This is a genomic window from Streptomyces katrae (genome assembly GCF_002028425.1).
Taxonomy (GTDB): domain Bacteria; phylum Actinomycetota; class Actinomycetes; order Streptomycetales; family Streptomycetaceae; genus Streptomyces; species Streptomyces katrae_A.
In genome coordinates, this window is record NZ_CP020042.1 from 1,446,304 (window position 1) to 1,472,188 (window position 25,885).

The following is a 25,885-nucleotide window of genomic DNA, read 5'->3' on the forward strand; positions in this document are numbered from 1 at the left end:
TCGACGTTATGGCGATGGGCCGGTAGTGTACGCCTTTGGCCTGCCAGACGGACCGTTACTGCGCGTTCACAGAGTAGAGACGTTGGGTGACATCTGCTGCCAGATGTGACAAAACGGGCACTGGTGGGTACAACAAGGGGCGGCACGACGGGCGACGCATTGACCCGGAGCGGGAATCTATACCGCCGACCGGACGTTGACCGGATGACGACGACAGCGACACCTGTCCTGTGGGCGACAAGCCCGGGAGGCACGATTCATGAGTGAGCGAGCTCTCCGCGGTACGCGGCTCGTGGTTACCAGCTACGAGACGGACCGCGGCATCGATCTGGCCCCGCGCCAGGCGGTGGAGTACGCATGCCAGAACGGACATCGATTTGAGATGCCGTTCTCGGTTGAGGCAGAGATTCCGCCGGAGTGGGAGTGCAAGGCGTGCGGCGCCATGGCACTCCTGGTGGACGGGGACGGGCCCGAAGAGAAGAAGGGCAAGCCTGCGCGAACGCACTGGGACATGCTCATGGAGCGACGCACCCGCGAGGAACTGGAGGAGGTGCTGGCCGAACGGCTGGCGGTCCTGCGTTCCGGCGCCATGAACATCGCCGTGCATCCGCGGGACAGCCGCAAGTCCGCCTGACCCGCGGGCGCAGTAGAGCAAGAGCCGAGGGGCCCCGCCACTGACGTGGCGGGGCCCCTCGGCATGTGCGGGACGGCCCCGGCGGGGCGTCGGCCGCGTTACGGGGTGAGCGGCGGGCGGTGACCGGTGTCCGGGCCGGGCCGTCCGGCCGGGGAACCGTCCTCGCGGATCACCTCGCCCTGGACGACCTTGCCGTCGGGGAAGTGGATACGGGCCTGGGTGTAGGCGTCGCCGAAGCCGCCCGGGGTGCCGGAGGTCATCTTCCGCTCCAGCGTGCTCCCGGCACGGCGGGCGGCGAAGTCCCGTACCGGCGGGAGCAGCAGGAGCAGGCCGGCCGCGTCGGAGAGCAGGCCGGGCAGGATCAGCAGCAGCCCGGCCAGCATGGTCATGCCGTTGCCGGAGCCCTTGGCGGGCTGGGGGGCGGCGGGGGCCGCGCCGGACATCGCCTGTTCCTGCGCCTGCTGGAAGGTCCGCGTCAGGTTCTTGAAGGCCCGCCGCCCGGCGCGCTTGATCACCACCACGCCCAGCACCAGCCCGCCCGCGAGCAGCGCGGCCACGGTGAAGCCGCCGGCCGCGCCGGCGACCAGGCTGAGCAGCCAGATCTCCAGGATCAGCCAGGCGGCGACCGCCAGGGGCACGAAGGTGCGGGCGGCCGACCGCCGCCTCGGGGACATGGGGGACGTGGATGTGCCGGTCCTCAGCGAACCAGTTCCGGAACTCATACCACCCAGTGTGCCCGGGCCGGTGTAAAAGCGGCCTCAGCCGGAGGTACCGGGCACCCCCTAGGGGACGGCCCCGGGAAGGGGGCCCGCTCCCCGGCTACCGCCGGGAGGTACCCCCGGTGAGCCTGGCGAGGCGCTGCCCCAGGCCCCACTGGGTGACCCGCCAAAGGGCCTCGACCACGATGTCCTTGCTCATCTTGCTGTCGCCGAGCTCGCGCTCCACGAACGTGATGGGGACCTCCACCACCCGGAAGCCCTTGCGGACGGCGCGGCGGGCCAGGTCGACCTGGAAGCAGTAGCCGGCCGAGGCGACCTCGTCCAGGCCGAGCCCTTCCAGGGTCTCGCGGCGGAAGGCCCGGTAGCCGCCGGTGACGTCCCGGATCGGGACGTCCAGCATCAGGCGGGAGTAGGTGGAGCCGCCGCGGGAGAGGATCTCGCGGCTCTTGGGCCAGTTCACGACCCGGCCGCCCGGCACCCAGCGGGAGCCGAGGACCAGGTCCGCGCCGGCCAGCGCGGTGAGCAGGCGGGGCAGTTCCTCCGGCTGGTGCGAGCCGTCGGCGTCCATCTCGACCAGGACCCCGTAGCCGTTCTCCAGGCCCCAGGCGAAGCCCGCCAGGTAGGCGGCGCCCAGCCCCTCCTTGCCCTTGCGGTGCATGACGTGGACCTGGTCGTCGGCGGCCGCCAGCTCGTCGGCGAGCTTGCCGGTGCCGTCGGGGCTGTTGTCGTCCGCGACGAGGACGTGCGCCTCGGGGACGGCCGCACGGACCCGGCCCACGATCCGGCCGATGTTCTCCGCCTCGTTGTAGGTCGGAATGATCACCAGCGTGGTGCCGAGCGGCCCGAAGGTGCGCTGTCCGCCGTTGCTCACTGGTTCCCCTTGCGTGTCTTGCGTCGAATCGTCCCCGCGCGGGCCGTCTCTTCCGGCCCGTCACAGCAGGATGATTTTAGAACAGCGATCGGGGCCCGGCGGCCCTTCGGGCCGGACCGGGGTCCGCTGGCTGCGGGCCTCCGTGACCGTTGTCTACTGGACCGCCGGGGCCCGATCCGGTGCCACCGCCGCCCCGGCGAGACCTTCCCTCGCTCCCGAGGCTCGGGTGCACTGAGCGGACGGCTCCCTCCGGTCCGGCGTCCTGCCGGTGGACCCGGGCGAACCTATCCGGGCGGGGGCACCGGGACCGAACCGATGCCGGGTGGATCACCCCTGTGGCCGTACGAATACCTCCCGGCCGCCCACCACGGTCCGCAGGCACACGGGCAGCTCCCCGCCCGGGGTGAGGTCCGGCAGACCGGGGGTGCCGGAGCGCGGGTCGGTGGACCAGCGGGCCACCCGGTCGTCGGGGGCCTGGACCACCAGCTCGCCCGTCTGCCAGACGGCGTAGTCGGCGGGCGCGCCGGGCACGAGGATGCCCGCGTCGTCCCGGCCCAGCGCCCGCCAGCCGCCCCGGGTGTGGGCGGCGAAGGCGGCCCGTACGGAGATCCGGTGCTCGGGGGTGCGGTGGAAGGCGGCGGCGCGGACGGTGCCCCACGGGTCGAGCGGGGTCACCGGCGCGTCGGAGCCGAAGGCCAGGGGGACGCCGGCCTTCAGCATGGCGGCGTACGGGTTGAGGGTGCGGGCGCGCTCCGCGCCCAGCCGGTCGGCGTACATGCCGTCCTCGCCGCCCCAGGCGGCGTCGAAGGCGGGCTGCACGGAGGCGGTCAGGCCGAGCTCAGCGAAGGCGGCGATGGTCTCGGGGGTCATCATCTCGGCGTGCTCGACGCGGTGGCGGGCGGCCCGGATCCGGTCGAGGCCCACCTTCCCGGCGGCCGCGCGGACGCCCTCGACCACCGCGGCGACGGCGGCGTCGCCGATGGCGTGGAACCCGGCCTGGAGGCCGGCCTCGGTGCAGGCGGCCACGTGCGCCGCGACCTCGGCGGCGTCCAGGTAGCCGGTGCCGGTGTGGGCGGCGTCGGCGTACGGGGCGTGCAGGCAGGCGGTGTGGGAGCCGAGGGCGCCGTCCACGAAGAGGTCGCCGGCGGCGCCGACCGCGCCGAGTTCGCGGGCCAGGTCCAGGTCGCGGTCGGCCCAGTAGCCGTGGACGCGCGGGCCGGGGCGTTCGGCGGCCAGGGCCAGCAGGCCGGTGAAGTCCTCCGGGGAGGAGATCTCGGGCCCGCCGCATTCGTGCACGGAGCCGATGCCGAGGGAGGCGGCCCGGTCGAGGGCGGCCCGCTGGGCCTCGGCGCGCTGGGCGGGGGTGAGGGCGGCCAGCGCGGCGCGGCGGACGGCGTGGTGGTCGTCCTTGGTGAGCGGCTCGTCGTCGCCGTGCGGGTGGACGCCGGGGACCAGCTCCAGGAGGGCCGTGGTGACCACCGCCGAGTGGACGTCGACGCGGCTCAGGTAGAGCGGGCGGCCGCCGGTGGCCTCGTCGAGCTCGGAGCGGCGCGGCGCGCGGCGCTCGGGCCAGCGGGCGGCGTCCCAGCCGTGGCCGAGGAGCACCCGGTCGGCGGGGCGGCGGGCGGCGTACGCCCGGACGAGGTCCAGGGCCTCGGTGAGGGAGCGGGCGGCGGTGAGGTCGAGGCCGGTGAGGGCGAGGCCGGTGGAGGTCGCGTGGACGTGCGCGTCGGTGAAGGCGGGGGTGACGAGCGCTCCGCCGAGGTCGACGACCTCGTCCACGCCCTGTGCGAAGGCGTCGGCGGCGCCTTCGGAGCCGACCCAGGCGATGTGGCCGCGCTCGACGACCATCGCCGTCGCGAAGGGGTCGGCGGGGCTGTGCACCTCGCCTCCGCGCAGGAGGACGGTGCGGGTGGGGGTGGCGGTGCCGTCAGTCATGGTCACCAGTTTCGCCCCTGCGGGGGGCGGGATCTTCCCCGCCCCGTCCTTCCGTCCTTCCCAGGGGCTCCGCCCCGGACCCCGCGCCTCGAACGCGGGCGGGGCTACACGCGGGGTGGACGGGCCTCGTAGGGGGTGCTGAGGACCACTGTGGTGCGGGTGGAGACGTGGGCCAGGGCGCGGAGGCGGCCCAGGAGGTCTTCCAGTTCCAGCGGGGTGGCCACGCGGACCTTGAGGATGTAGTTCTCGTCGCCCGCGACGCTGTGGCAGGCCTCGATCTCGGGTACGCCCGCCAGCCGCTCCGCGATGTCGTCCGGCGCGCTCGGGTCGAACGGCTTGACCGAGATGAAGGCCGTGAGGGGGAGCCCGACGGCCTCGGGGTCGACCACGGCCGCGTAGCCGCGGATGACGCCGCGCTGTTCCAGGCGGCGTACTCGCTGGTGGACGGCCGACGTGGACAGTCCGGTGGCCTTGCCCAGGTCCGTGTAGCTCATCCGCCCGTCCCGCACGAGCAGATCCACGATCTGGCGGTCCAGCTCCTCCATTGCGCTCATAGCCGCTCAACCTAAGGCCCAGGAGCGCTCCAGGCACAGCGGTGTCCACGCAGAAGTGGCACCTGCGGCGGGCATGTGACCAAAGCCACAGACATGTACGGGCGTACAACCCGCTCTCGTGGTTACCCGTGCCGCCTGGCGGGAAGTGCTCCGTGTGGCCGTGGCCGAAGAACCTGCCCGCCCGGCCCACCCAAGGGGGAGTACATCCATGCTGAACACCAAGCGCGCCGGTCGCACCGAACCGGAGCCCCTGGAACCGCTCGCCGCCGAGTACGCGGAGGACGACGACTACCTCGAACCCGGCGACGCCGGGGGTTTCGAGATCCACCACGCGATCTGCCCCGACTGCGGGCAGTCGATCGCCCTCGTCGCGGACGAGGAGCAGCTGCCGGAGCACGCCCTGTGCCTGACCCCGTGGAACCCGTTCGGGCTCACGGTGTGCGCGGGTACGGGCCGGCCGGTTTCGGACGCGCTGGCGTCGGTGGGGCTGCTCCAGCCGGAGCACTCGCAGCAGCCGGAGCTCGAGGCGGTCGTGCACCTCACGCTGCCGCAGGGCCTGGACTGGCGGACGCAGCCCTTCTCGCACGTCGGCGGTCCAGGCTCGCGTCCCGTGCGGCCGGCGGCGGCCCCGCTGCCGCAGAAGCGCCAGCACGCGCAGGCCGCCTGACCTGCGCTACCAGTAGGTTCCCTGCACCATGGCGGCCAGGGCGGCATGGTGCAGGATCAGGCCGTCCGGGTCGGCCGGGACCTCGACCTCCCCGAAGTACGCCTGCCGGTAGGCGATCCGCAGCATCACGATGCCGTGGCGCAGGGCGGCGTAGAGGGTGTGGAACTCCATGTCCCGCGGGGTGTGGCCGGTGAGTTCGGCGTAGCGGCGTTCCAGGTCCTCCCGGCGCAGGAAGTCGGGCAGGCCGGGCTGGCCGAAGCCCACGGTCAGGTCCTGGAAGAAGCGGTGCAGGTAGACGGTCCAGCCGAGGTCGACCTCGCGCGGGGCGTAGGCGGCCATTTCCCAGTCGAGGACCGCCGCCGGCCGGAAGCCGTCGTAGACGACGTTGCCGATGCGGGCGTCGCCCCAGTTCAGGACGGGCTCGCCCTCGTCGGCGGGCCAGAGTTCCTCCAGCCGGTCGAAGGCCCGCTCCAGGAGGGGCGAGGGGGACAGGCCCTCGACCACCCAGGCGTAGTAGGCGCGCTGCGCGTCGACGTGGCGGCGCAGCGGGCTGCCCTCGCCCGGCGGGAGCAGGAACGCGGCCTCCTTCGCCGGGAACTGGTCGTGCAGGCGGGCGAGGAGGGAGATGCTCGCCTCCTGGAGGTCGGCGCGCTCGGCGTCGGTCGCCGAGTGCAGCCAGTTGCCCTCGTAGGTGTAGGGCATGACGTCGGGCGGTACGCGGCCCTCGGCGCGGGCCATCACGAAGAACGGCGAGCCCAGCGGGGCGGGGTCCTCCTCCAGCCAGAGCACGCGCGGGACGGGGAGGTCGGTGTGCTCGGCGACCAGGGCCATCACGCGGTGCTGGCGGGGCATGTCGTAGGAGGGGAAGACGGTGTAGGCGGCCGGGTCGGCGGCCAGGCGCAGGGCGCAGCGGCGGACGGGGGCGTCGGGGTGCTCGATGTCGAAGAGCAGGGTCTCGCTGGACATGCCGTTGGAGCCGGGCACGGAGGTGCCGGTGACCTCGGCGCCGGGGAGCCGGCGGTCGAGCCAGGCCGCGAGGCGGCGGCCCAGTTCCTCGGGCTCACGGGTGGAGGTGCGGGGGCGTGGTGCCGTCATATCGGACTCCTCTCCGGATCGGGGCTGGTCAGGGGGCTACCGAGGTGTAGTCGGCGAAGCCGCTGGGGTCGTGGCGGCCGAAGCTGCCGTGTTCGAAGATCCCGAAGCCGGTGCGGCCGTCGAGGGTGAAGCGGGCCGAGTGGTCGGTGACCCCGAAGGCGGCCATGGGGTGGGCGCCGGGGTCGGAGAGGTCGTAGGCGCGGCGGTCGGTCCAGCCGCGGCCCTGCCAGCTGCCGTGCTGCCAGTCGGCGGCGGGCGGGTAGCCGGCTCCGACGGCGAGGGGGGAGGAGTTCAGGATCTCCACGCCGAGTTCGAGGGGTTTGCGCGAGGGGTCGGTGAGGTGGACGACGGCCCGCTCGGGGTGGCGGCTGCCGGGGCGGTAGCGGATCTCGGTGTGGGGCCAGCCCAGCTGGACGTCGTGGCGGCCGCTGTCCTCGGGGAAGACCTGTACGGCCTCGCTCAGGGTGCGGTGCCCGTCGGCGTCCTCCTGGGCGATGACCATGACGAAGCGGTCCTCGAAGCGGACGGGGATCCAGAGCCAGTGGAAGCCCTCCGGCCGCATCTCCTCGGCGGCGCGGCCGCCGTCCTCGCCGGGTATCGGGCGCACCCCCCAGCTGCGGTCGCGGGTGCCGGTCCACTCCCCCGGGGTGAGGGTGAACTGCTGTCCGCGGGCCCGGATGGTGCCGGTGACGTTTCCGGCCTGGACGAACCGGCGGCCCTCCAGCATGAGGCGGTCGCCGCGCCGCTGGATGTGGTGGGGCTCCCAGACGGCGGGGAACTCGGCGGTCCAGGTGATCTCGTACGAGAGTCCGTGCGGATCCGCCGGGTCGGGGTCGCAGCGCAGGGTGAGGCGCCGCAGCGGGACGTCGACGGTGATCGACAGGGGGCCGACGGAGAGGTTCATCCGGTCGTCGGTGAGGGCGTCGGAGGCGCGGACGGCGAGGAGCTCGTCGCCGAGGCGCAGGGTGGCGTAGGCGTCGATGACGCCGGCGTTGGGGTAGACGCCGAGGCCGAGGATGAGGACGGCGCGTCCGGCGTGGTCGAAGACGTGGAAGATGCAGCGGTCGTAGGCGTTGCGGTCGCCCGTGACCAGGTGCTTCATCGACAGCGGGGCCTGGTGGACGGGGTACTCGTCGAGGGGCACGGGACGGTCGGCGGGCATGGCGAACCTCCTGGGCGCGCGGACGGCCGGCGCGGCGCCGGCCGAGCGGATATGACGGTACGTCAGATCTCGTGTGCGCGACCAGAGTCGTGGCACATCCTGACAGCCCGGCACTCCTGGCCACGGCCCGCGCCCCGGCTCCTCGCGGCGCACCGCCGGGCCCCCCGGGGGGGGCGCGTGGGGCGCGGCGGCCGCGCGCGTGGGAAGGCTCGAACGGATGGGCGCGGGCGGGGAGGGGTTACCCGTGCTCCGGGTCCCGCGTTGGCCGTGCATGACCACCCTCGAGACGCCCGCGCCGAGAGCGGGACGCCGGCGGCGCCCCACTCCGCCGGGATACGAAGAACCGGGTTACGAAGAATCGGTTCAGCAGGCCGTCGCGCACCCCGTGCACGAGCAGTCCCGGCCGGGGCCGCAGGGGTACCGGGGCCAGCCCGACCCGCCGATCTACACCGCCCTGCTCGCCCGCTGGGCCGCCGACGGCCGGACCCTGCCGGGCCGGCGCGACCCGGACTGGTCCCGGATCGCGTCCTCCCCGATCTGGCCCTCCGGCCCCCTCTACGGCGGCTGACCGGCCGTGCGGCCCCTCCCCGGGGGCGGCCGGCGTACCGGAGGTGCGGTGCGCGGCGGGACGGGGGCCGGGCCGGCGGGTGGACCGGCGCGGCCCCCGCCGTCGTCAGCGGGTCTCGGGGCCGGCCAGGTGGCGGGCGATGACCATGCGCTGGATCTGGTTCGTGCCCTCCACGATCTGGAGCACCTTCGCCTCGCGCATCAGGCGCTCGACGGGGAAGTCCGCGGTGTAGCCGTAGCCGCCGAGGATCTGCACCGCGTCCGTGGTGACGGCCATCGCCGCGTCCGTGCAGAACAGCTTGGCCATCGCGGCCTGCCGGGAGAACGGCTTGCCCGCGTCGCGCAGCCGGGCGGCCGCGAGGTAGAGGGCCCGGCCCGCCTCGATCTTGGTGGCCATGTCGGCCAGCATGAAGCGCAGCCCCTGGAAGTCGGCGATGGGGTGCCCGAACTGCTTGCGGCCGAGCGCGTACGAGACGGCCTCGTCGAGGGCGGCCTGGGCCACGCCGATGGCGCAGGCGGCGATCCCGAGCCGGCCCGCGTCCAGGGCGGCCAGCGCGATGGTGAAGCCCTGCCCCTCGTCGCCGATCCGCCGGGAGTCGGGGACGCGCACGCCGTCGAAGTGCAGCTGGGCGGTGGGCGAGCCCTTCATGCCCATCTTCTTCTCGGGGACGGCGGCCGTCAGGCCCTCCGCGTCACCGGGCACCAGGAAGGCCGTGATGCCCTTGGGGCCGGGGGCGCCGGTGCGGGCGAGGACGGTGTAGAAGTCGGCGACCCCGCCGTGGGTGATCCAGGCCTTGGTGCCGGTGATCACCCAGTCGTCGCCGTCGCGGACCGCCTTGGTGGTGAGCGAGGCGGCGTCCGAGCCGGAGGCCGGCTCGGAGAGGCAGTAGGCGCCGAGCAGACCGCCGCCGAGCATGTCGGGCAGGTGGGCGGCGCGCTGCTCCTTGGTGCCGTATCCGGCCAGGCCGTGGCAGGCCAGGGAGTGCACGCTGACGCCGAGGCCGACGGTCAGGCGGGCGGCCGCCAGCTCCTCCAGGACCTGGAGGTAGACCTCGTAGGGCTGGTCGCCGCCGCCGAACTCGCCCGCGTACGGCAGGCCCAGCAGCCCGGACTCGGAGAGGAGGGTGAAGACCTCGCGGGGGAAGCGCCCGGCGTCCTCCTCCTCGGCGGCCCTGGGGCGGACCTCCCGCTGGGCGATCTCGCGTACGAGCGCGAGGAGGTCCCGGGACTCCTCGGTGGGCAGCTGACGGTCCACCGGCTGCGGGGCGCGGTCGGTCATGGCGGCGCTCTCCTCCCTCGTCGGGCACGGCGGCGACGCGTGAGGTGTGGTACGCGCCGCCGGATCTCGGTGCTTACACAGCCGATGCTGCCCTCCCGGGTCGCGGGAGGGCTCGAACAGCGGCTGCGGCGGCTTGAGTATGCCCGATCAGGCGCTTTACGTCACCGGTACAGGATCGCCATGATCATCCGGGGTGCTCGAAGCCTCCTCGGGAGCCACCGGAGGAGCGGGGCATTCGGGGACGAGCTCCTCGATCACGGTGAGCGTCGCGCGCAGCTGGCGTACGAGGAGGCCCGCGACGGCGGCCCGGTCGGGCCGGTCCCCGGCGTCCGGGGTGGCGGTCCAGTCGAGGGTGGTGCCCTCCACCCCGGAGAGCCAGCCGGCCAGGGCGAGCCGGGCGAGCGGCGGAACGGTCCGTCGGCCGTAGGCTCCCTCGGCGATGGCGGCCAGGAGCTCCTCGCGCACCGCGTCGCGTATCGCCAGCACCTCGGCGTCGGAGCCGACCCCGCCGGTGACGATCGTGCGGTAGGCGGCCCGGTGGTGCTCGGCGTAGTGGAGGTAGCCGTCGACGGTGCGGCGCAGCCGTTCGGCGCCGGACAGTTCGGGCTCCCCGGTGGCGCGGGCGACGAGCTGGGCCACCGAGTCCTCGACGATGGCGAGGTAGTAGCCGCGTTTGCTCGTGAAGTAGTAGTAGACGAGCCCCTTGGCGACGCCCGCGTGCTGGGCTATGTCATCCATGGAGAGGGCGTCGTAGGAGGTTTCGGCGAACAACTTCCGCCCGACCGCTATGAGTTCGGCCCTGCGGGCCTGCGATCGGCCGGTCGCACCGCGTTGTTGACTCTTATTCAAATCCAGCCCCAGCCTCGAAGCTCCGAACCGTCCGCCACAGGATTTCCCGCAGTGTACGGGAGTGATCGCCGTGGGCAAGGACGGCAGGAGGCCCGCCGGAGGCCGGGCCTACAGCCAGCCGAGCTGCGTGACGAACATGGCCACGACGACCACCAGCGTCCAGCCGAGCACGTGCTCCAGCCAGGCGGAGTCCTTGGGGCCGCCGGTGCCGACGAGGCGGCGGGCGCGGGCGGTGAGGGCGGCGGCGTGTGCGGTCATGCCGTCCAATGTGCCAGCGTTCGCGGCATTCACGGTATATGGCGAGGGTCACAGGGGCCCCGGCCGCCTCCGGGGTGCGGAGGCGGCCGGGGCCCAGGGGTGAGCGGGACGCGCGGTCCGGCCGGTGGCCGTACCGGGCGCCGGATCAGGTGGTCGTGCGCGGGCGTCCGCCGATGGCCACCATGGCCAGGCCGAGGCACAGGGCGACCGCGCCGGTGATGACGTTGCTGACGATGCTGCGTGTGGTGTCCATCGCGCCGGCCATGACCCAGGGGGCCACGATGGTCCACGCACCGATCGCGACCGCGGTCCAGGCCATCGCGTGCGTCCGTTCGTACGCCGATCCCAGGCCGCCCATGCACAGGCAGAAGGCCGCGCCGGCGATGAGGTTGTTGATGGCCAGCGGGCTCAGCGCGCTGAACCCGGCGATCCATGCCGAAGCCGCCAGGTAGAGGCCCGTGATCAGGGCCAGTGCCTCCACGGCCTGCGCGGCGGGCGTGGCCGTCACCCGCTCGAACCGAGTCCGCATTTCGGCAAGGTCCGGGTGATGTTCGATGCTCGAATGGGTGGTCATGGTGGGCTGCCTCCTGTGAGAAGCCTTATATGGCCCTTATGCCCAGAATCAGACGGTTAAGCCATCCGAGGGGCTGGATCTTCCGGGCATTTCCCTCCTCACAGCACCCCCACCTGACGCAGCGCCGCGATCTGGGCCGCCGACGGCCGGGCGGGGGCGTAGAGGTAGCAGACCCCGCCGCTGCCGGAGACGGTCTTGCCCTCGGCGTTGTGGCGCTTGGTGCGCAGCCAGACGTTCTCCCACTCGCGGCGCTTGTAGACGCGGCGGACGGAGGCGTTGTCGGCCGAGTTCGGGTCGTTGGCGATGACGTCCCCGGCGGCGGTGAAGCCGATCACGGTCATCAGGTGGCCCGCGGTGCCGTAGCCCGCGCCGGTCAGCTCCTCGCGGAGGAAGGACTGGGAGGTGATGGCCGGGATGCCGGCCGCGACGAGGGTCTCCAGGTCGGTGAGGGAGCCGAGCCGGGTGACGACGCCGGCCAGGTCGCGGTAGGTGGCGGCGTAGGCGGCGTTGAACGGCCAGTTGCCGCAGCCCTTGTAGGCGGCGTCGTAGGTGGAGCGGGCCGCGTGGCAGACCTGGGGGTCGGCGTACTCGGGGTCGACCCAGGCCAGGGAGGCGGCACTGGGCTTGCGGCCCCAGTACTCGATGATCATCTGGGAGGAGGTGGGGCTGCACCAGGCCTCGCCGCCGTTGTCGTACTGGGGGTACTGGCCGGTGTGCACCTCCTGGGAGTAGCGCGGGACCTTCAGCTCGTGGGCCCGGCCGGAGGGGGCGGCGGCCGGGACGGTGAACCGGTCCGGGACGGCGGAGGCCATCGCCCCGGCCAGCCAGACGGTGGGCCCTGCGGCGGTGCCGGGCTTGCGGTAGAGGGTGAGCCGCAGCTGCCAGTGCGTGATCCGCACCCCGGCCGCCGCGGCCGGGCCGTCGACGGCGAGGGTGTCGGTCCAGACGGTGGTCCGGCCGTCGGTCTGTCCGTCGACGGAGGTACGGCGGATGTCGCCGTCACCGGCCGCCCAGCGGCCCATCACGTACCAGGGGCCGGTGGTGCCGTCCGGGTAGGTGACGCGCAGCTCGGTCTGGATCCAGCTGCCGGCCGGGGTGCGGGCGTTCCAGGAGGCGATGGCCTCCGTGGCGGGGACGGCCGAGCGGTGCAGCGGGGAGGTCCAGGTGGCGTACTCCCAGGAGGACTTCCGGTGGGTGTGCGGGTCGGTGTACTCGGTGCGGCCGGCCGGGGTCCTGATCTCCAGGCCGGGGCGGGGGCCGTCGACGGCGGTGGTGCCCTGGTGGGTGCCGGCCTGCCAGTGCGCGTGCGCGTACCAGAACCGGTTGTCCACGGTCGGGCCGGCGGCGGCCCCGTCCGGCTGGGGCTGGGGCTGGGGCTGGGGCTGCGCCGCCGGGCCGGGGGCCGCGGCGGCCCGGCCGGCGGTGGGCAGGGTGGCCGCGGTCGCGGCGGCGAGGGCGACGGCCAGGAGGGCGCGGCGGGGTGTGGGTGCGGTCATCGGCGTGGCCCCCAGGGGTCGTTGGTTCCGGTGGATCGGACGCGTCCACCTTTCCAGTTCCCGGGGGCGGGGCGGCGAAGCCGGCGTTCCGTGTCGGGCCCGTGATGCCGCTGCGCGGTGCGGCTCGGCCCCTGACCCCGCGCCTCAAACGCCGGCGGGGCTGAAAGACCCCCGGGGGCTTCGCCCCGGACCCCGTATGTGCGCTCCGCGCCCGGCCGCCCGCGGACAGCTGCCGGGCCGGGCCGCAATCCAGCGGGGGCCCGAGGGCAGGGGCCCGGAAAGAGGTCCGGGGCAGAGCCCCCCGGAACGGGGCCCGGGGCAGAGGCCCCAGGGAACGGGGCCCGGGGCGAAGCCCCCGGAACGGGGCCCGGGGCGGAGCCCCCAGGGAACGGGGCCCGGGGCGGAGCCCCCGGAACGGGGTCCGGGGCGGAGGCCCCGGGGAACGGGGGAAGGGCGGGGCGGGGAGCGGCTCCGCGCAGCGGCGTAGGGGCGGGACAGGCCCTTGGGCCTGTCGTCAAAGTCCCGTCGTCGCCCGGAGGGCGGCCCCGCGGCGTCTGGTGCGTGCTCCCGGTGCGCCGGGGGCACGGCCTCGTACTGGACGTACTCGGCCGTGCTCCCGGTGCGGCGAGAGTGCGTGCCAGACGCCGCGGGGCAGACGGGACTTTGACGACAGGCCCTAGGCTGGGCGGGTGGAAGGAACCGCGTCACTCGAACCGCTCGCGCACGAGCTCGCCGCTCTCCCGCCCTCCCTCGGCCCCGTCCGGGTGATCGGGGTCGACGGGCACGCCGGCAGCGGCAAGAGCACCTTCGCCGGCCGCCTCGCCGAGGCGCTCGGCGGGGCGCCCGTGCTGCACCTGGACGACGTGGCCAGCCATGCGGAGCTGTTCGGCTGGTGGGAGCGGCTGCGTACGCAGGTCGTGGAGCCGCTCGCCGCCGGGCGCCCCGCGCGCTGGGCCCCGTACGACTGGGACCGGCGCCGCTTCGGGCCCGAGCAGGTGCTGGAGCCCGCCCCGGTGCTGCTGGTCGAGGGGGTCGGGGCCGGGCGGCGGGCGCTGCGGCCGTACCTGGCGCGGCTGCTGTGGATGGAGACGCCCCGTGAGACCTCCTGGGGGCGGGGACGGGAACGGGACGGGCGCGAACTCTCCGCCTTCTGGGACGGATGGGAGCGCGCCGAGCTCGCGCACTTCTCGGACGACCCTTCGCGCCCCTTCGCGCACACCTTGGTGCGCCAGAGCGGTACGGGATACGAGTGGACTTCCGGGGTTTCTGCGACCCCCGGAACGCCCCTCGCGCTCACCGAACGTGACGGACTCCCCCAGGCCTGAGCCCTCCCGCGCGACGGAGGCACCAGGGCTTCCCCGAGCCGCTTGACCCGGGCCCGGATGCGGCCTTACGTTCTGAATGCGCGGTCTGTGAAGGCCGCCGCGGACACGAAGCCCCCGGTTGTTCCCCCGTGATCGGGGGCTTCGTTCTGCCCGGAGCAGGTTCCGGCCGGGCGTGGGGCGCGCCTCTCCGCCCACCGACGTTCACCCTGAGTCACCTCACGCTTCCGGGGGATACCCCCGACCCGTGTCCACCGCACCCTGGGTAAGGTGCGTCACCGCAGGTACGATGCAGCCCTGATTTCATCGGCCGGGTGGACGACTCGCGCGCTCGGCGCGCGGGTTGCCGCGTGCAACGGGCAGGCTTGTGGGGGACGTGATGGACTTCGGCATGCCGGGCAGCGCACACGCCCCGGCCGAACTCGCCTGGCTGCGCGGGGTCGACGCCTGCACCATGGGCGCCTACCCGCAGGCCGAGGAGGAGTTCCGCACGGCCGTCGGCCTGGATCCCGCCATGGCCGACGCCTGGCTGGGGCTGCACGCGCTGCGCGTGGACACCACCAACGCGTTACTGCGCATGTACGCCCACCGCGACCGCTTCGGCGAGCAGCGCACCCGCCACCGCCGGACCCTGAACTCCTGGTACTGGCTCGGCTGGTGGGTGCAACCGGTGCTGGAGAGCCGGCGCGACCTGCTGCTGGCCCACGCCTCCCACTGGCTGGACGGCCGCCACGTCCCCGAGCTGGACCAGGCCCTGGCCGCGCTGCCCCCGGTGGACACCGACCCGCAGGTCCGGTTCCTGCACGCCTGCCGGGCGTACCTGGTCAAGGACTGGGAGCAGCTCGTACGGCACACCGAGCCGCTGGTCCACGACCCGCTGCTGGGCATCGAGGCGGGGCTCTTCGGCGGGATGGCCCGGGTCCGGCTGGAGATGTACGGGCAGGCGGAGCCGATGCTGTCGGCGGCGCTGATGCGCTGCCGCAGCGAGCAGCCCCAGCGCAAGGAGCTGCGGTACTGGCTGGCGCGGGCCCGCGAGGGCACGGGGCGCAGCGCGGCGGCGCTGCCGCTGTACCGGGCCGTGCACCGGGTGGACCCGGCGTTCATGGACACGGCGGCGCGGCTGACGGCCATCGAGGACAGCACCGACCCCGACGACATGGCCGGGATGGCGGACGCCGCCGGGTACGCCGGGTACGGGGGGCACCTGTCCGAGGGCTTCGCCGGGCACGGGCTCTCCCCGGCCGGCGGGGACTACACGGCGGTGGCGCTGGGCGGCGGAGGGGGGCCGGTGCAGGACGTGGCCCCGGACGGGCAGGTGGACGCCGATCCCCCGACGCCCGGGGAGCCGCCGGACCCCCGCTTCGGGCCGTCGGCCGGGACGGGCCGGCTGGAGGGCGTACGGCACAAGGTGACCCTCCCCGCTCAGGGCGCCCCCGCCGGGCTGCCCGCCGGTCCGGCGGATCCGCAGGCGCTGGCACAGGCCCTGGCGGAGCTGGAGCGGATGGTGGGGCTGGAGCCGGTGAAGCGGCAGGTGAAGGCCCTCTCGGCGCAGCTGCACATGGCCCGGCTGCGGGCCGCGCAGGGGCTCCCGGTGCAGCCGCCGAAGCGGCACTTCGTCTTCTCGGGGCCCTCGGGGACGGGCAAGACCACGGTGGCGCGGATCCTGGGGCGGGTCTTCTACGCGCTGGGGCTGCTGGGCGGGGACCATCTGGTGGAGGCGCAACGGGCCGATCTGGTGGGCGAGTTCCTGGGGCAGACGGCGGTCAAGGCGAACGAGCTGATCGACTCGGCGATCGGCGGGGTGCTGTTCGTGGACGAGGCGTACAGCCTGTCCAACTCCGGCTACAGCAAGGGCGACGCGTACGGGGACGAGGCCCTGCAGGTGCTGCTCAAGCGCGCCGAGGACAACCGGGACCACCTGGTGGTCATCCTGGCGGGCTATCCGGCGGGCATGGACCGGCTGCTGGCGGCCAATCCGGGGCTGTCCTCGCGGTTCACGACCAGGGTGGACTTCCCCAGCTACCGGCCGGCGGAACTGACCGCGATCGGCGGGGTGCTGGCCGACGCGAACGGGGACCGCTGGGACGAGGAGGCGCTGGAGGAACTGCGCAGCATCAGCGGGCACGTGGTGGAGCAGGGCTGGATCGACGAGCTCGGCAACGGGCGGTTCCTGCGCACCCTGTACGAGAAGAGCTGCGCCTACCGGGACCTGCGGCTGGCGGGCTTCGCCGGGGAGCCCTCGCGCGACGACCTGGCGACGCTGCGGCTGGCGGACCTGATGCAGGCGTACGGCGAGGTGCTGTCGGGGCGGGGGCCGCAGGAGCGGCCGGAGCCGCCGGCGGTGTAGCCCGGCCGGCCGTCAGGGGGCCGGCGGGCCCGCGCGGACGACGGCCTGGTCCCCGCGGGGGCCGAAGAGGTGCAGGACCTCTGCGGCTCCGCCGTCGGCCGGGCCGAACCAGTGGGGACGGGCGGTGTCGAACTCGGCGGCCTCGCCGGGGTGGAGGACGAACTCCTCGTCGTCGAGGAGCAGGCGCACCCGGCCCGCGAGGACGTAGAACCACTCGTGGCCCTCGTGGGTGACCTGCTTCGGCTCGCGCGGGGTCAGTACCTGCTTGAACACCTGGATCCGGCCCGGGTAGCGGGTCAGGGGCACGATGACGCGGCCGTGCTTGCGCAGGGGCTCCAGGTGGACCCGGGGATCACCGGTGGCCGGGGCGCCGACGAGCTGGTCGAGGGCGACGCGGTGGGTGCGGGCGAGGGGGATGAGCAGTTCGAGGGTGGGGCGGCGTTTGCCGGACTCCAGGCGGGAGAGGGTGCTCACCGAGATCCCCGTGGTGGCGGCCAGGGCCTCCAGGGTGAGGCCGCGGTCGTGGCGGAGCCGGCGGAGGCGGGGGCCGATGGCGTCGAGTACCTGTTCCGTTTCCGGGTCCACGGGACCATTGTGCCGTCCGCCGTCCGCCGGGTGCCGGGTGCCGGGTGCCGGGTGCGGCTGGGCGGGCCAGTGCGCGGGGCCTCTCCCCGGCCCGCCCTGCCTCCGTTCCTCCCCCGGCTACCTCCCCCAGACTCCGTCCGGGGGACCCCCAGAGGTGCCCCCAGGGGCTCCGCCCCGGACCCCCGCGCCTCGAGCGCCGGCGAGGCCGGATTCAGGGCGTCAGGGCTCCCGCGCGGCGGCGGGGCGGGACGCGGTGGGCGGGGTCGCGGACCTCGCCCACCAGCATTTCCAGGACGTCCTCCAGGGCCACCAGGCCCAGGACCCGGCCGGACGTGTCGGCGACCTGGGCCAGGTGGGTGGCGTCGCGCCGCATGACGCTGAGGGCGTCGTCCAGCGGGAGCGTCGAGCACAGGGTGGTCATCCGGCGCCACACCCGCTGCGGGACGGCCCGCTCCCGGTCCTCCAGGTCCAGGACGTCCTTGACGTGGAGGTAGCCCATGAACGCGCCGCTGTCCGAGCGGACCGGGAAGCGCGAGTAGCCGGTGCGCACGGTCAGCTGTTCGATCTGGCGCGGGGTGACGGCCGGGCCGACGGTGACGAGCCGGCCCGGGGCCAGCAGGACGTCGGTGACCGGGCGGCTGCCCAGCTCCAGTGCGTCCTCCAGGCGTTCCTGTTCGACCGGTTCGAGGAGCCCGGCCTGCCGGGAGTCCTGCACCAGGCGGCCGAGCTGGGCGCTGGTGTAGACGGCCTCCACCTCGTCCTTGGGCTCCACCTTGAACAGCCGCAGCACGAACGCGGCACAGGCCCCCAGGGCGGTGGTGACCGGCCCGCAGAGGCGGGCGAAGGCCACCAGGCCGGGGCTGAACCACAGGGCGGTCTTCTCGGGGGCGGCCATGGCGAGGTTCTTGGGGACCATCTCGCCGATGACCAGGTGGAGGAAGACCACCGCCGCCAGCGCGACGGCGTAGCCCAGCGGGTGGACCAGGCCCTCGGGCACGTGGACCGCCTCGAAGACGGGCTCCAGCAGCCGGGCCACGGTGGGCTCGGCGACCGCGCCGAGGGTGAGCGAGCACAGGGTGATGCCGAACTGGGCGGCCGCCATCATCCGGGGCAGGTTCTCCAGGCCGTACAGCACCTGGCGGGCCCGCTTGGAGCCGGCCGCCAGGGGCTCGATCTGGCTGCGGCGCACGGAGACGAGCGCGAACTCGGCGCCGACGAAGAAACCGTTGGCCAGGACAAGGAGCAGGGCGAAGAGCAGCTGGAGGGCGTTCACCGGGCGGCGCCTTCCAGCTCGGCCCGCTGCCGCCCGGCGGCGCGGGCGGGCTGCGGGACGGCCTCGGCCACGGCCTGCGGCACCGCCGTCAGGCGGACCAGCCGGACCCGTTCGGCCCGGTTGCGCCGGACCTGACGGACGGACAGCTTCCAGCCGGGCAGCTCGGCCCGGTCCCCGGGGGCGGGGATCCGGCCCAGGAGGTCGGCGACGAGACCGGCGACGGTCTCGTACGGGCCCTCGGGCACCTCCAGGCCTATGCGGCGCAGGGTGTGCACGCGGCAGCTGCCGTCGGCCTCCCAGGAGGGGCGGCCGTCCTCGGCGGTCACGGCCGCCAGTTCGTGGCTGTCGTCCTCGGCGAGGTCGTGCTCGTCGCGGACCTCGCCGACGAGTTCCTCCACGATGTCCTCCAGGGTGACCACACCGGCGGTGCCGCCGTACTCGTCGACGACCACGGCCATCGGCTGTTCGCTGCGCAGCCGCTCCAGCAGCGGCTGGACCGGCAGGGAGCCGGGGACCAGCAGCGGGGCGACGCAGATCCGGCCGACGGTCGTACGGGCGCGCTCGGACTCGCGCACGGCGAGGGCGTCCTTGAGGTGGACGACCCCGGTGATCTCGTCGATGCGCTCGCGGTAGACCGGGAAGCGGGACAGGCCGGTGGCACGGGTCAGGTTCAGCACGTCGGCCGCGGTGGCCGAGTCCTGGAGGGCGCTGACCTTCACCCGGGGGGTCATGACGTGCTGGGCGGTGAGCTCGCCCAGCGAGAGGGTCCGGACGAAGAGGTCGGCGGTGTCCTGTTCGAGGGCGCCGGCCTGGGCCGAATGGCGGACCAGGGAGACCAGCTCGCCGGGGGTGCGGGCGGAGGCCATCTCCTCGGCGGGTTCGACGCCGAGCGCTCGCACGAGGCGGTTGGCGACGGCGTTGAGGCCGGAGATGACGGGCCGCAGGGCCCGGGAGAAGGCCTGCTGCGGGCCGGCCACGAAGCGGGCGACCTGGAGCGGCTTGGAGACGGCCCAGTTCTTCGGGACGAGCTCGCCGACGACCATCTGGACGGCGGAGGCGAGCAGCATGCCGATGAGGACGGCGGCTCCGGGGACGGCCCCGTCGGGCAGGCCGGTCGCGGCGAGCGGCTTCGACAGCAGCGAGGCGAGGGCCGGTTCGGCGAGCATGCCGACGACGAGGGAGGTGATGGTGATGCCGAGCTGGGTGCCGGAGAGCTGGAAGGACAGCTCCCGCAGGGCTTCGACCACCGTGCGGGCACGGCGGTCACCGTCGGCTGCGGCCCGTTCGGCCTCGGGCTTCTCCACCGTGACGAGGCCGAACTCGGCCGCCACGAAGAAACCGTTGGCGAGGATCAGGGCGAATGCCGCCACGAGCAGCAGTAGCGGGATGGTCATGCCGCCGCCTCCACGGGGAGGGCGGCGCGGGTACTACCGGACGATCCGTCCATTGCTGGAGGGAGTCACTCCTCTGGTCGCAGGTGCCCACGGGCCACGGGGTCCCGGGGCGGGTGGGTGGGCGCTGTGGTGCGCCGCCCCACCAGGGTAGTCATTGAGATCGCCGCCGCAATGGGACGCAGCGGGCGGGTGCGTGTGCGCCGGGCTCAGCGGCCGGCGGCGCCGGTCCCGTGGGCCTCGGCGAGGGCGCGCAGGGCGCGGGCGTCGCCGATGGCGCGGGCCTTGGCGATGCCGGGCTGGATGCCGAGGGCGGGCAGGCTGGTGCCGTCGTTGAGGTCGAGGAAGACCCAGGGGTCGCCGGGGCGGAGGTTGACGCGCAGGATCTGCGCCCATTCCAGGCGGCGGGTGGTGGTGAGGTTCACCACGGTGACCCCGGCCTCGTCCGCGACCACCTTGGGGCGGCTGAGCAGGACGAGGACGGAGGCCATCAGGACGGCGGTGACGACGAAGCTGATCCGCTCGCCGGGGCTGAGGTTCTCCAGCAGCAGGGCGATCGCCGTGATGGTGGCGAACATGACGGAGCCGACGCCCAGCAGCACCGCACGGGTACGGTTCGGCCGGAAGGTGACCGGCAGTTCGGGCGGTGCGGGCTGGGCGGCGGACTCGCTCATGGTGCGGTGATGCCTTCGGGGACGGGCCGGCCGGTCAGAGGCGGCAGGCGTGGATCGAGGTGGTGAGGATCGCGCGCGCGCCGAGCTCGTACAGGTCGTCCATGATCCGCTGGGCCTCCTTGGCGGGGACCATGGCGCGGACGGCGACCCAGCCCTCGTTGTGGAGCGGGGAGATCGTCGGCGACTCCAGGCCCGGGGTGAGGGCGACCGCGCGCTCCAGGTGCTCGGCGCGGCAGTCGTAGTCCATCATCACGTAGCTGCGGGCCACCAGGACGCCCTGGAGGCGGCGCAGGAACTGCGCGACCTTCGGGTCGTCGCCGTCGGCGCCGGTGCGGCGGATGACGGTCGCCTCGGACTTGAGGATCGGCTCGCCGATGACCTCCAGGCCGGCGTTGCGCAGGCTGGTGCCGGTCTCGACCACGTCGGCGATGATCTGCGCGACGCCGAGCTCGATGGCGGTCTCGACGGCGCCGTCGAGGTGGACGACGGAGGCGTCGACGCCGAGGTCGGCGAGGTGCTTGGCGACGATGCCCTCGTAGGAGGTGGCGATCGTCATCCCGCCGAAGTCCTCGGGGCCCTTCGCGGTGCCGGGCTTGGTGGCGTAGCGGAAGGTGGAGCGGCCGAAGTTCAGCGGCAGGATCTCCTCGGCGTTGGCGCCGGAGTCCAGCAGCAGGTCGCGGCCGGTGATGCCGATGTCGAGCTTGCCCGACGCGACGTAGATCGCGATGTCCTTCGGGCGGAGGTAGAAGAACTCGACCTCGTTGTCGGGGTCGACCGTGACGAGTTCCTTGGACTCCTTGCGCTGGCGGTAGCCGGCCTCATGGAGCATCTCCGACGCCGGTCCGGAGAGCGAACCCTTGTTGGGGACGGCGATGCGCAGCATGGGGCTTCCTTCTGTGCTGGGTGCGTAAGGGGTGGGTGGGCGGGGGCCCGCGGTGGAGAGCTCCGGCCTAGAGGTGGGAGTAGACGTCGTCGAGGGAGATCCCGCGCGCCACCATCATCACCTGGACGTGGTAGAGCAGCTGGGAGATCTCCTCGGCGGCGGCTTCCTTGCCCTCGTACTCGGCGGCCATCCAGACCTCGGCGGCCTCCTCGACGATCTTCTTGCCGATGGCATGGACGCCCTTGCCCACGAGCTCGGCGGTGCGGGAGGTGCTGGGGTCGCCTTCGGCGGCCTTGAGCTGGAGCTCGGTGAAGAGCTCTTCAAAGGTCTTGTTCGCCATGATGCCCTTAGGGTACGGGTTCGCCCGGGGCCCCCGGTGCCAGGGTTCACTCCGTGGACTGGGCCGTCCGGAAGCGAGGCCCTAGCGCCAGGGCTCGCTGACGGTCCGCAGGGTCATGGCGGTGGAGACGGCGGCGGTGACCGCTTCGTGTCCCTTGTCCTCGTTCGAGCCCTCCAGGCCGGCGCGGTCCAGCGCCTGCTCGTCGTTGTCGCAGGTCAGGACGCCGAAGCCGACGGGGACCCCGGTGTCGATGGACACCTGGACCAGGCCCTGGGTGACGCCCTGGCAGACGTAGTCGAAGTGCGGGGTGCCGCCGCGGATGACCACGCCGAGGGCGACGATGGCGTCGTAGCCGCGTCCGGCGAGCACCTTGGCGACGACCGGGAGCTCGAAGCTGCCCGGGACGCGCAGCAGGGTGGGCTCGTCGATGCCCAGCTCGTGCAGGGCCCGCAGGGCGCCGTCGACCAGGCCGTCCATGACCTTCTCGTGCCACTGGGCCGCGATCACGGCCACCCGGAGGTCGCCGCAGTTCTTCACGCTCAGTACGGGTGCGCCCTTGCCGCTCACAGCTCTGCTCCTCGGGGGTTCCGGTTCGGTACCGGGTTGACGGGTGGGGTGGGTGGTGCGTGGTGCGTGTGCTGGGTGGTGCGTGTGGTGCGTGTTACTGGTTGCCGCAGGCGGAGGTGGGCACGGCCCCCTCCAGCCAGGGGAGGTCGTGGCCCATGCGGTCCCGCTTGGTGCGCAGGTACCGCAGGTTGTGCTCGCCCGCCTGGACGGGCATGGGCTCGCGGCCGGCGACCGAGATGCCGTGGTCCTCCAGGGCGGCCGCCTTGTCGGGGTTGTTGGTCAGCAGCCGGACGGTGCGCACGCCGAGGTCGGCGAGGATCTGTGCGCCGGCGCCGTAGTCGCGGGCGTCGGCGGGCAGGCCGAGTTCCAGGTTGGCGTCCAGGGTGTCGCGGCCGCGCTCCTGGAGCTCGTAGGCGCGCATCTTGGACAGCAGTCCGATGCCGCGGCCCTCGTGTCCGCGCAGGTAGACGATGACCCCGCGGCCTTCGGCCTGGACCCGGGCCATGGCGGCCTGGAGCTGGGGGCCGCAGTCGCAGCGCTGGGACTGGAAGATGTCGCCGGTCAGGCACTCGGAGTGCATCCGGACGAGGACGTCCCGGCCGTCGCCGATCTCGCCGTGGACGAGGGCGACGTGCTCGACGCCGTCGACGGTGGAGCGGTACCCGTACGCGGTGAACTCGCCGGCGGCGGTCGGCAGGCTGACCTCGGCCTCGCGGCGGACGGTGGGCTCGGCGGAGCGGCGGTAGGCGATCAGGTCCTCGATGGAGATGATCGTCAGGCCGTGCTTGCGGGCGAAGGGGATCAGCTCGGGCAGCCGCAGCATGACCCCGTCCTCGCCGGCGATCTCCACGATGGCGCCGGCCGGGCGCAGGCCCGCGAGGCGGGCGAGGTCGACGGCGGCCTCGGTGTGGCCGTTGCGGACCAGGACGCCGCCGGGCTTGGCGCGCAGCGGGAAGATGTGGCCGGGGCGGACGAAGTCGCCGGGCTCGGAGGTGCCGTTCGCGAGCAGGCGCAGGGTGGTGGCCCGGTCGGCGGCGGAGATGCCGGTCGTGACGCCGTGCGCCGCGCCGGCGTCGACGGAGACGGTGAAGGCCGTCTTCATCGACTCGGTGTTGTGCCGGACCATCTGCGGGAGCTCCAGGCGGTCCAGCTCGGGGCCCTCCATCGGCGCGCAGATCAGGCCCCGGCACTCGCTCATCATGAACGCGATGATCTCGGGGGTGGCCTTCTCGGCGGCGATGACGAGGTCGCCCTCGTTCTCGCGGTCCTCGTCGTCGACGACGACCACGGGCCGGCCGGCGGCGATGTCGCGGATGGCCTGCTCGACGGGGTCGAGGCGGAAGGACTCCGCGGTGTCGGAGTCGGCCGGGTCGGGCACGGGCTTGAGGAGGGGGGTCATGCCGTTGCTCCTTCGAGGGCCGGGGCGGGAGTGGTGCGCGAGCGCTGGTACCAGTCGTAGGCACCCCAGAGCACGAGCGCTCCGTAGATCACGTAGACGAACGCGGAGAAGGCGTAGCCGCTGGTGAAGGCGAGGGGGACGCCGACCGCGTCGACGAGCAGCCAGGCGAACCAGAACTCGACCAGGCCCTTGGCCTGGGCGTACATGGCGACGATGGTGCCGACGAAGATGTAGGCGTCCGGCAGCGGGTTCCAGGACATCCACGGGTAGAGGGTGAACAGCCCGGTGACGGCGAGGGTGCCGACGGCGGCGGCGCCCAGCAGCAGGCCGCGCTCGCGCCAGGTGGCGAAGCGCACGGCGAGGGAGGCGTCCTGGGCCTGCCGCTTGCCGCGGGTCCACTGGGCCCAGCCCCACAGGGCGACCAGCATGACGACGACCTGCTTGCCGGCGTTGCCGGAGAGGTGTCCGGCGGCGAAGGCGACGAAGAGGATGGCGCCGGAGAGGAACTGGGTCGGCCAGGTCCATATGGAGCGCTTCCAGCCCAGGGCGAGGGCGATCAGGCCCATGGTGTTGCCGATGGCGTCGGACCAGATGATCTTCTGGCCGAAGGCGGTGAAGGCCTCGGAGTTCAGCCAGGTCAGGGCGCTCACTTCTGCGCCTCCTCGGCGTGCAGCGGGTTCACGCCGGCGGCGAGCAGGCGCTCGACGTACTTGGCGAGGACGTCGACCTCCAGGTTGACCGGGTCGCCGGGCTGCTTGATGCCCAGGGTGGTCAGCGCGAGGGTGGTGGGGATGAGGCTGATGGTGAAGTAGTCGGCGGCGGCCTCGACGACGGTGAGGCTGACGCCGTCGACCGTGATGGAGCCCTTCTCCACGACGTAGCGGGCGAGGTCCGCCGGGAGCGCGATCTTGACGAGCTCCCAGTGCTCGGAGGGGGTGCGGGAGAGGATCCGGCCGGTGCCGTCGACGTGGCCCTGGACCAGGTGTCCGCCGAGCCGGCCGCCGAGGGCCATGGGGCGCTCCAGGTTGACCCGGGAGCCTTCGGCCAGGGCACCGAGGCTGGAGCGGTTGAGGGTCTCCTGCATGACGTCGGCGGTGAACTCGCCGTCCGCGGTCTCCACGACGGTCAGGCAGACGCCGTTGACGGCGATCGAGTCGCCGTGCTTGGCGCCCTCGGTGACGACCGGGCCGCGCAGGCGGAAGCGGGAGGCCTCGGCGAGCTGCTCGACGGCGGTGACCTCGCCCAGTTCTTCGACGATTCCGGTGAACACTCAGTGCTCCTTGGGGGCGTTGGCGGGAACGGCGGTGATGCGCAGATCGGTGCCGCTGCGGACGGCCTCGGTGATGTCGAGGCGTACGGCGTGGGCGATGTTCGTGATGCCGGCGCCGCCGAGGGCGGCGGGGCCGGCGCCGAGGAGGGCCGGGGCGATGTAGCCGACGACGCGGTCGACGGCGCCGGCCTCCAGGAAGGCTCCGGCGAGGGTGGGTCCGCCTTCGAGGAGGACGGAGCGCACCCCGCGGTCGTACAGCTCGGTGAGCAGGGCGGCGACGGGGACCCGGCCGTCCTGCAGGGGCAGCCGCAGGACGTCGGCGCCGGGCAGGTGGCGGGTGTCGGCGTCCTCGCCGGTGACGATCAGGGTGGGGCCCGCGTCGTCGAGGATGCGGGCCGTGGGGAGGAGTGCGGCGCGGGTGTCGAGGGCGACGCGCAGCGGCTGGACGGCCCGGTCGATGCCACGTACGGCCAGGTGGGGGTCGTCGGTGCGCAGGGTGCCGCCGCCGACGAGGACGGCGTCGGCCTCGGCGCGCAGCCGGTGGACGTCGGCGCGGGACTCGGCGGAGGTGATCCAGCGGCTGCTGCCGTCCTCGGCGGCGCTGCGGCCGTCGAGGGTGGCGGCGTACTTCCAGGTGACGTGGGGGCGGCCCAGGCGCACGGAGGTGAGCCAGGCGGCGTTGCCCTGCTCTGCCTCGTCGGCGAGGAGGCCCGCCTCGGTGGCGATCCCGGCGCCGCGCAGGGTGGCGCCGCCCCCGCTGGCCTGCGGGTTCGGGTCGGAGACGGCGTAGACCACGCGGGTGATCCCGGCGTCGATGAGCGCCTGCGCGCAGGGGCCGGTACGGCCGGTGTGGTTGCAGGGTTCGAGGGTGACGTAGGCAGTGGCGCCGCGGGCGGCGTCCCCGGCCGCGCGCAGGGCGTGGACCTCGGCGTGCGGGCCGCCGGCCCGCTGGTGCCAGCCCTCGCCGACGACGGCGCCCGCGGGGTCGGTGATGACGCAGCCGACGACGGGGTTGGGGCTGGTGGAGCCGAGTCCGCGGGAGGCCAGCTCGATGGCCCGGCGCATCGCGGTGATGCTCGGGTCGGCTGCTGCCTGCGCGGTGTGTGTCGCCACCGGGTCCTCCTGCCTCATCGGGCACGGACTCCGGGGCCTGTCGGGATACGACAGATGA

At 73.7% G+C, this 25,885-nt stretch carries 27 protein-coding genes; 5 read left to right on the top strand and 22 right to left on the bottom strand.

Annotated features, from left to right (window positions below; genetic code table 11):
• Positions 1-259: 259 nt before the first annotated feature.
• The gene (locus B4U46_RS06530; RefSeq protein WP_007262928.1) at positions 260-634 is read left to right on the top strand and encodes an RNA polymerase-binding protein RbpA; all 375 of its coding nucleotides are present in this window, start codon (positions 260-262) and stop codon (positions 632-634) included.
• Positions 635-732: 98 nt separating this feature from the next.
• Here the strand turns inward: B4U46_RS06530 and fxsA are convergent, their stop codons facing one another.
• The 4 genes from fxsA to B4U46_RS06550 all read right to left on the bottom strand — a co-directional run bounded on the left by fxsA (position 733) and on the right by B4U46_RS06550 (position 4,707).
• On the bottom strand, positions 733-1,356 hold the full coding sequence (gene fxsA, locus B4U46_RS06535) for an FxsA family membrane protein (protein WP_079424859.1): 624 nt from the start codon (positions 1,354-1,356) through the stop codon (positions 733-735).
• 97 nt (positions 1,357-1,453) lie between these two features.
• Positions 1,454-2,224: a polyprenol monophosphomannose synthase gene (locus tag B4U46_RS06540; RefSeq protein WP_079424861.1), complete on the bottom strand. Its 771-nt coding sequence runs from the start codon at positions 2,222-2,224 to the stop codon at positions 1,454-1,456.
• Positions 2,225-2,551: 327 nt separating this feature from the next.
• Positions 2,552-4,162 carry an amidohydrolase gene (locus B4U46_RS06545; RefSeq protein ID WP_079424863.1) on the bottom strand — a complete coding sequence of 537 codons (1,611 nt, stop codon included), beginning with the start codon at positions 4,160-4,162 and terminating at the stop codon, positions 2,552-2,554.
• Between the two features lie 104 nt (positions 4,163-4,266).
• Positions 4,267-4,707, bottom strand: a complete 441-nt coding sequence (locus B4U46_RS06550) for an Lrp/AsnC family transcriptional regulator (protein WP_030240692.1) — start codon at positions 4,705-4,707, stop codon at positions 4,267-4,269.
• A gap of 217 nt (positions 4,708-4,924) precedes the next feature.
• On the opposite strand from B4U46_RS06550, the gene B4U46_RS06555 reads away from it, so the two are divergent.
• Entirely contained in the window at positions 4,925-5,383 is a 459-nt protein-coding gene (locus tag B4U46_RS06555; protein ID WP_079424865.1) for a hypothetical protein, read from the top strand.
• Between the two features lie 6 nt (positions 5,384-5,389).
• Here the strand turns inward: B4U46_RS06555 and B4U46_RS06560 are convergent, their stop codons facing one another.
• Together B4U46_RS06560 and B4U46_RS06565 are read right to left on the bottom strand one after the other, a co-directional pair.
• Positions 5,390-6,478, bottom strand: a complete 1,089-nt coding sequence (locus B4U46_RS06560; RefSeq protein WP_079424867.1) for a phosphotransferase family protein — start codon at positions 6,476-6,478, stop codon at positions 5,390-5,392.
• A gap of 28 nt (positions 6,479-6,506) precedes the next feature.
• Positions 6,507-7,640: a hypothetical protein gene (locus B4U46_RS06565; protein WP_079424868.1), complete on the bottom strand. Its 1,134-nt coding sequence runs from the start codon at positions 7,638-7,640 to the stop codon at positions 6,507-6,509.
• A 385-nt stretch (positions 7,641-8,025) separates the two neighbouring features.
• On the opposite strand from B4U46_RS06565, the gene B4U46_RS38930 reads away from it, so the two are divergent.
• Positions 8,026-8,208, top strand: a complete 183-nt coding sequence (locus B4U46_RS38930; RefSeq protein ID WP_237292697.1) for a hypothetical protein — start codon at positions 8,026-8,028, stop codon at positions 8,206-8,208.
• Between the two features lie 105 nt (positions 8,209-8,313).
• Here B4U46_RS38930 and B4U46_RS06575 read toward each other — a convergent pair whose 3' ends face one another.
• The 5 genes from B4U46_RS06575 to B4U46_RS06590 form a co-directional block, all read right to left on the bottom strand.
• Entirely contained in the window at positions 8,314-9,486 is a 1,173-nt protein-coding gene (locus B4U46_RS06575; RefSeq protein WP_079424871.1) for an acyl-CoA dehydrogenase family protein, read from the bottom strand.
• 156 nt (positions 9,487-9,642) lie between these two features.
• A complete protein-coding gene (locus tag B4U46_RS06580) occupies positions 9,643-10,335 on the bottom strand; it encodes a TetR/AcrR family transcriptional regulator (RefSeq protein ID WP_079424872.1) in 693 nt (230 codons plus the stop codon).
• A gap of 108 nt (positions 10,336-10,443) precedes the next feature.
• On the bottom strand, positions 10,444-10,593 hold the full coding sequence (locus B4U46_RS36355; protein ID WP_107438236.1) for an SCO1431 family membrane protein: 150 nt from the start codon (positions 10,591-10,593) through the stop codon (positions 10,444-10,446).
• A 145-nt stretch (positions 10,594-10,738) separates the two neighbouring features.
• Positions 10,739-11,167 (bottom strand): SPW repeat protein, encoded by a 429-nt coding sequence (locus tag B4U46_RS06585; protein ID WP_079424874.1) that lies wholly within the window; start codon positions 11,165-11,167, stop codon positions 10,739-10,741.
• A 98-nt stretch (positions 11,168-11,265) separates the two neighbouring features.
• Positions 11,266-12,663, bottom strand: a complete 1,398-nt coding sequence (locus B4U46_RS06590; RefSeq protein WP_079424876.1) for a peptidase C39 family protein — start codon at positions 12,661-12,663, stop codon at positions 11,266-11,268.
• 689 nt (positions 12,664-13,352) lie between these two features.
• On the opposite strand from B4U46_RS06590, the gene B4U46_RS06595 reads away from it, so the two are divergent.
• Positions 13,353-13,988: a uridine kinase family protein gene (locus tag B4U46_RS06595; RefSeq protein WP_079424878.1), complete on the top strand. Its 636-nt coding sequence runs from the start codon at positions 13,353-13,355 to the stop codon at positions 13,986-13,988.
• Between the two features lie 376 nt (positions 13,989-14,364).
• A complete protein-coding gene (locus B4U46_RS06600; RefSeq protein WP_079424880.1) occupies positions 14,365-16,332 on the top strand; it encodes an AAA family ATPase in 1,968 nt (655 codons plus the stop codon).
• 12 nt (positions 16,333-16,344) lie between these two features.
• Here B4U46_RS06600 and B4U46_RS06605 read toward each other — a convergent pair whose 3' ends face one another.
• From B4U46_RS06605 to ribD, 11 genes are all read right to left on the bottom strand, one after another.
• A complete protein-coding gene (locus B4U46_RS06605) occupies positions 16,345-16,917 on the bottom strand; it encodes a helix-turn-helix domain-containing protein (protein WP_079424882.1) in 573 nt (190 codons plus the stop codon).
• A gap of 211 nt (positions 16,918-17,128) precedes the next feature.
• Positions 17,129-18,190, bottom strand: coding sequence for a hemolysin family protein (locus B4U46_RS06610; protein ID WP_079424883.1), 1,062 nt, complete (start codon positions 18,188-18,190; stop codon positions 17,129-17,131).
• A complete protein-coding gene (locus B4U46_RS06615; protein ID WP_079424885.1) occupies positions 18,187-19,584 on the bottom strand; it encodes a hemolysin family protein in 1,398 nt (465 codons plus the stop codon). The genes B4U46_RS06610 and B4U46_RS06615 overlap by 4 nt, the downstream gene beginning before the upstream one ends.
• A gap of 206 nt (positions 19,585-19,790) precedes the next feature.
• Complete coding sequence (locus B4U46_RS06620) at positions 19,791-20,255, bottom strand: PH domain-containing protein (RefSeq protein WP_079424886.1); 465 nt, start codon at positions 20,253-20,255, stop codon at positions 19,791-19,793.
• A gap of 34 nt (positions 20,256-20,289) precedes the next feature.
• Positions 20,290-21,138: an ATP phosphoribosyltransferase gene (hisG, locus tag B4U46_RS06625; RefSeq protein WP_079424888.1), complete on the bottom strand. Its 849-nt coding sequence runs from the start codon at positions 21,136-21,138 to the stop codon at positions 20,290-20,292.
• 67 nt (positions 21,139-21,205) lie between these two features.
• Positions 21,206-21,478 carry a phosphoribosyl-ATP diphosphatase gene (locus B4U46_RS06630; RefSeq protein WP_079424889.1) on the bottom strand — a complete coding sequence of 91 codons (273 nt, stop codon included), beginning with the start codon at positions 21,476-21,478 and terminating at the stop codon, positions 21,206-21,208.
• An 81-nt stretch (positions 21,479-21,559) separates the two neighbouring features.
• Positions 21,560-22,045, bottom strand: coding sequence for a 6,7-dimethyl-8-ribityllumazine synthase (gene ribH, locus B4U46_RS06635; protein ID WP_042817356.1), 486 nt, complete (start codon positions 22,043-22,045; stop codon positions 21,560-21,562).
• A 94-nt stretch (positions 22,046-22,139) separates the two neighbouring features.
• A complete protein-coding gene (locus B4U46_RS06640; protein ID WP_079424891.1) occupies positions 22,140-23,444 on the bottom strand; it encodes a bifunctional 3,4-dihydroxy-2-butanone-4-phosphate synthase/GTP cyclohydrolase II in 1,305 nt (434 codons plus the stop codon).
• Positions 23,441-24,094 carry a nicotinamide mononucleotide transporter family protein gene (locus B4U46_RS06645; protein WP_185117253.1) on the bottom strand — a complete coding sequence of 218 codons (654 nt, stop codon included), beginning with the start codon at positions 24,092-24,094 and terminating at the stop codon, positions 23,441-23,443. The genes B4U46_RS06640 and B4U46_RS06645 overlap by 4 nt, the downstream gene beginning before the upstream one ends.
• Complete coding sequence (locus tag B4U46_RS06650; RefSeq protein WP_079424893.1) at positions 24,091-24,714, bottom strand: riboflavin synthase; 624 nt, start codon at positions 24,712-24,714, stop codon at positions 24,091-24,093. The genes B4U46_RS06645 and B4U46_RS06650 overlap by 4 nt, the downstream gene beginning before the upstream one ends.
• Positions 24,715-25,845 carry a bifunctional diaminohydroxyphosphoribosylaminopyrimidine deaminase/5-amino-6-(5-phosphoribosylamino)uracil reductase RibD gene (gene ribD, locus B4U46_RS06655; protein WP_079424895.1) on the bottom strand — a complete coding sequence of 377 codons (1,131 nt, stop codon included), beginning with the start codon at positions 25,843-25,845 and terminating at the stop codon, positions 24,715-24,717. It abuts the gene before it with no gap.
• Positions 25,846-25,885: the final 40 nt, after the last annotated feature.